We start from the raw sequence: 271 nt of genomic DNA on the forward strand, positions 1-271 counted from the left end.
CGTAGATCGCACCTTGGTTGCTGCGGTGCTTTCGTTCCCCGGACTGGTGGCGATCGGGCGGGTATCCTTCTCGCTTTATCTCTGGCATTGGCCGGTCATGGCTTTCTATAGATACGCTTATGGAACGCCTTCCATCGGTGGCTATATCGCGTGCGTTGTCGCGATGGCCGCCATGACACTGGTCTCATACTTCGCAGTCGAGCGCAGGGTCCGATCTGGATCCAAGCGCCCGAGCAAGCTCGCAGTTCTTGGCTACCCCGCTGCCAGCATG

The 271-nt window shown here is 59.0% G+C and carries 1 pseudogene; it reads left to right on the forward strand.

The window, feature by feature from the left end:
* Positions 1–271 (forward strand): annotated as a pseudogene (locus KVS69_RS19625) (hypothetical protein); the annotation flags it as partial.

The sequence above is a fragment of the Stenotrophomonas sp. GbtcB23 genome (assembly GCF_019091045.1).
GTDB classification, from domain to species: Bacteria; Pseudomonadota; Gammaproteobacteria; order Xanthomonadales; family Xanthomonadaceae; genus Stenotrophomonas; species Stenotrophomonas rhizophila_A.